The 4,116-nt window shown below is 62.4% G+C and carries 4 protein-coding genes; 2 read left to right on the top strand and 2 right to left on the bottom strand.

Annotation, left to right across the window (positions count from 1 at the left end; all coding sequences use genetic code 11):
• Positions 1-120 precede the first annotated feature (120 nt).
• Together EN906_RS25280 and EN906_RS25275 are read right to left on the bottom strand one after the other, a co-directional pair.
• Positions 121-864 (bottom strand): alanyl-tRNA editing protein, encoded by a 744-nt coding sequence (locus EN906_RS25280; RefSeq protein WP_127270595.1) that lies wholly within the window; start codon positions 862-864, stop codon positions 121-123.
• A complete protein-coding gene (locus tag EN906_RS25275) occupies positions 864-1,898 on the bottom strand; it encodes a cysteine synthase A (protein ID WP_127270597.1) in 1,035 nt (344 codons plus the stop codon). The genes EN906_RS25280 and EN906_RS25275 overlap by 1 nt, the downstream gene beginning before the upstream one ends.
• Positions 1,899-2,226: 328 nt before the next feature.
• On the opposite strand from EN906_RS25275, the gene EN906_RS25270 reads away from it, so the two are divergent.
• Positions 2,227-3,048 carry an SDR family oxidoreductase gene (locus EN906_RS25270; RefSeq protein ID WP_023812065.1) on the top strand — a complete coding sequence of 274 codons (822 nt, stop codon included), beginning with the start codon at positions 2,227-2,229 and terminating at the stop codon, positions 3,046-3,048.
• A 78-nt stretch (positions 3,049-3,126) separates the two neighbouring features.
• Positions 3,127-4,101, top strand: a complete 975-nt coding sequence (locus EN906_RS25265) for an alpha/beta fold hydrolase (RefSeq protein WP_127271723.1) — start codon at positions 3,127-3,129, stop codon at positions 4,099-4,101.
• Positions 4,102-4,116 lie beyond the last annotated feature (15 nt).

The following is a 4,116-nucleotide window of genomic DNA, read 5'->3' as shown; positions in this document are numbered from 1 at the left end:
GTCGATGATCGTCAGGCCCGGCTCGCCGAGACGTTGCTGCAGCCAGTCTGCGTCGACGGTGAAGGGGCTGTCCTCGGCCATTTTGTTCTCCTGCTCGCTTTTTGGCGATCACTGTCCTGTTCAGTTTGCCGGCATCGGCCCAAAGCGGATGCGGAAGCGCCGGTTCTCGCGGCCCTTCTTCTCGATCTTGCCGATGTGGATTTCGCCGACTTCGGCGGTGCTTTTCACATGGGTGCCGCCGCAGGGCTGGCTGTCCACCGAAGCGTTGTCGCCGATACAAACCAGGCGGATCTTGCCTGTGCCCACCGGCGGCCGAACGTTCTTGGATTTCACCAGGCCGGGATTGGCGGCCAGGTCTTCGTCACTGATCAGCCTGACAAAGATCGGATGATCGGCCCGCACCAGGTCCATCAGCCCGGCGGTGACGTCCTCCTTGGTGAAGCCGGCATCCGGAGCGTCGAAGTCGACACGGCTGTCGTCCTCGGAAACCGAGGCACCGGTGATCGGGAACGGGCAGACGACGGTGAGCAGATGGCAAGCCGCGTGCATGCGCATCAGGAGATGCCGCCGCTCCCAGTCGATCGCCAGCCTCAGCGCCTCGCCTGGCTGCGGAACCGCCTGCTCCGGCGCCGGCACGTGTATGATCTCGTCCTTGGTCTCACCGGTGAGGGTGGCGGCAATGACGATACGGCTGCCGTCGCCGCGTTCGAGATACCCGGTATCGCCCGGTTGGCCGCCTGAAGTGGCGTAGAAGATGGTCCGGTCGAGGATGATACCGCCGCGATCGTTGACGGCAACGACCGTTGCGTCCGCCGTCCGCAGATAGGCATCGTCGCGAAACAGGGCGTCCGTCCTGTTTGCCATCACGCGACCTTTTCGAACGGCACCGGAATTGTGCTCTTCAGTTCCATCCAGCCTGGCACCGGCAGCTGCTTTTCGCGCAGGAATTCCGGGTTGAACAGTTTTGATTGATAGCGCGTGCCATAATCACAAAGAATGGTCACGATGGTGTGGCCGGGACCTAATTCCCTGCCCAGACGGATCGCGCCGGCTATGTTGATGCCGGTCGAGCCGCCGACGCAAAGGCCCTCTTCCTGGATCAGGTCGAAGACGATCGGCAGCGCATCCTCATCGGGGATCTGGAATGAAAAATCCGGCGTGAACCCTTCGAGATTGGCGGTGATGCGCCCCTGCCCGATGCCTTCGGTGATCGAGCTGCCTTCGGACTTCAGCTCGCCGCTGGTGTAGAAAGAATAGAGCGCGGCCCCCAGCGGATCGGCGAGCGCGATCTTCACATCCCGGCTTTTGGCCTTCAGTCCGGAGGCGACGCCGGCCAGCGTGCCGCCAGAACCGACCGCCGACACGAAACCGTCGACCTTGCCGCCGGTCTGGTTCCAGATCTCCTCCGCGGTGGTGCGGATATGGCCGTCACGGTTGGCGACATTGTCGAACTGGTTGGCCCAGATGGCGCCGTTCGGTTCTGTCTTTGCCAGTTGCTCGGCCAGCCGCCCCGACAGTTTCACGTAGTTGTTGGGATTCCTGTAGGGCACGGCCGGCACCTCGATCAGCTCAGCGCCGAGCAGCTTGATCGTGTCCTTCTTTTCCTGGCTCTGCGTATCGGGAATGACGATGACGGTCCGGTAGCCGAGCGCCTTGGCGACCAGCGTCAGCCCGATGCCGGTATTGCCCGCCGTTCCCTCGACGATCACGCCGCCGGGCTTCAGCAGCCCGCGCTTCTCGGCGTCGCGGATGATGAACAGGCCCGCACGATCCTTGACCGACTGGCCGGGATTCATGAATTCGGCCTTGCCCAGGATCTCGCAACCGGTTTGTTCCGAAGCTTTGTTGAGGCGGATCAGAGGCGTGTTGCCGATCGCGTCGATCACAGAACGGGGCATTCAGGATTCCTTGTGTAGGTGCGCCGAAACCCTAGAAACCCGAAGCTGCGGTTTCAAGGCAAGAATTTGTCTGGTCCAGTCGCATTTGCAGTGCTGTTGTTGCGTCGACGCTTCCCGAGGCTGGCCTCTTGCGCCACTGTTCATTTCCGGCTGACGTTGAAAAGCGGCTTTTCATTCGATTTCTTCACCGCTAGAGCAATTCCAGGAAAAGTGTGAAACGGTTTTCCGTCCGGAATTGCGTAGAAACAAGGAGATAGAGCAGTTCGCCGTTTCCGTGAAACGGTGAACCGCTCTAGAGCAAAGCACCAACAAGTCGACAGGGCGCAGCATGACACTCTACCGGGCTAACCCGAAGCACGGCGTCGCCTGGATCACGGGCGGCTCAAGCGGCATCGGCCGTGCGCTGGCCAGGGATCTTGCTTCCCAGGGCTATGCCGTCGCGGTGACGGCGCTTGACGACGATCCGATCGACACGCTTGTCGTCGAGACCGCGCAGATGCCGGGCAGTGTCACGGCCTTTCCCTGCGATGTCACCGACGAGCCGCGCATGGCAAGAACCGTCGCCGCGATCGAGAAGGAGCTCGGTCCCATCGTGCTCGCCATCTTCAATGCAGGGAACTACATTTCGACGCCGGGGGAGAATCTTGTCGTCAACGACTTTCGCCGGTCCTTCGAGGTCAATTATTTCGGCATCATCAACGGCCTCGTGCCCGCGGTCGAACGCATGCGTGTGCGGGCGCGCGGCCATGTCGTGCTGGTCGGCTCGGTGACATCCTATTTCGGCTGGCCGACAACGGCCGCCTATGGCGGCACCAAGGCGGCCATCAACATCCTGGCCGAGTCGCTGAAGTATGATTTCGACAAGATGAACGTGCGTATCCAGGTGTTCAATCCCGGCTTCATCGACACCCCGCTGACCGAGAAGAACATGCTGCCTATGCCGGGACTGATGCCGGTCAGCCGCGCATCGCGCCGCATGGCGCGGGGCATCAAGTCGGGCGGCTTCGAAGTCCATTTCCCGCGCCGGACCAGCTGGCCCCTGAAACTGCTCGGCCTGCTGCCGAGGCCGCTGTGCAGAGGGTTTATCAGCCTGATGACCAGTTGGAAGGCGCGGCCGCTGCATTACGACCGCAAACCCCCGATCGAATAGGACGCCGGCGAAATTGGCAGGCCCACCGTTTCGGGCCGCCTGGGTCATGGTTGAGACAAGTGCTGCGTGGAGTCTGCGATGGGGCGACGGATCGTGCTTGCTGTGCTGGGCCTGATCGCCATTCTCGCACTGGCCTTCGTGCTCGGCCCGCGCGTTCGCGTCGACACCACGATCCGTTTCGATCCCTCGCTCATCGCTGACGATCCGCAGGCCTATGTGGCAAAGGCGGAAGCCGCCATCCCCGGAATCCGTGACGGGCTGGAAAAAGAGATCGTCTGGGCCGATCCGTTGGTGCATGCCAGGACGCCGCTGTCGATCGTCTACATCCACGGCTTTTCCGCATCGAAGGGCGAGGTCCGCCCGCTGCCCGACGAAGTGGCGGAACAGCTTGATGCCAATCTCTTCTACACCCGGCTCACCGGTCACGGGCAGGATGGCGCGGCGATGACGCAAGGCAGCATCAACGCCTGGATCAACGACTATGAGGAAGCGCTCGCCATCGGCCGGGCGATCGGCGACAAGGTGATCGTCATCTCGACGTCGACCGGCGGCTCGCTGGCGGTCTGGGCGGCAACGCAGCCCGGTGCATCGGACGAGGTGGCGGCGATTGCGTTCATCTCCCCGAACTTCGGCGTCAAGGCTTCGGGCGCCGAGATCCTGACCATGCCGTGGGGCAAACAAATTGCCAGGCTGGTCGCCGGCAAGGAACACAGCTTCGTGCCGCGCAACGCGCTGAATGAAGAATTCTGGACCACCCGCTATCCGATCGAAGCAACCTTGCCGATGCAGGCGCTGACCGAGCTTGCCTATGGCGCGCCGGTGGAGAAGGCGACCATCCCTGCTTTGTTCATCTTTTCTGATTCGGACAAAGTGGTGCGGGCCGACCGCACCCGCGAGATTGCCGGGCGCTGGGGCGCGCCGCATGAACTGGTTCCGGTCGATGACACCGGCGACCCGGACAGTCACGTCATTGCCGGCGACGCGCTGTCGCCATCGACCACGGCGTTTCTGGCGCAAAGGATCGCCGTCTGGATCGAAGCGGTGGTGAAGTAAGCCGACGAAAAAGGG

The sequence above is a fragment of the Mesorhizobium sp. M7A.F.Ca.CA.004.06.1.1 genome (genome assembly GCF_003999135.1).
In the GTDB taxonomy this organism is placed as follows: domain Bacteria; phylum Pseudomonadota; class Alphaproteobacteria; order Rhizobiales; family Rhizobiaceae; genus Mesorhizobium.
This window is presented reverse-complemented; position numbering and strand designations above follow the sequence as displayed.

Excerpts from the sequence above, each read along its gene's own strand:
- EN906_RS25280 (WP_127270595.1), bottom strand. The coding sequence starts at position 864 with ATGGCAAACAGGACGGACGCCCTGTTTCGCGACGATGCCTATCTGCGG.
- EN906_RS25275 (WP_127270597.1), bottom strand. The coding sequence starts at position 1,898 with ATGCCCCGTTCTGTGATCGACGCGATCGGCAACACGCCTCTGATCCGC.
- EN906_RS25270 (WP_023812065.1), top strand. The coding sequence starts at position 2,227 with ATGACACTCTACCGGGCTAACCCGAAGCACGGCGTCGCCTGGATCACG.
- EN906_RS25265 (WP_127271723.1), top strand. The coding sequence starts at position 3,127 with ATGGGGCGACGGATCGTGCTTGCTGTGCTGGGCCTGATCGCCATTCTC.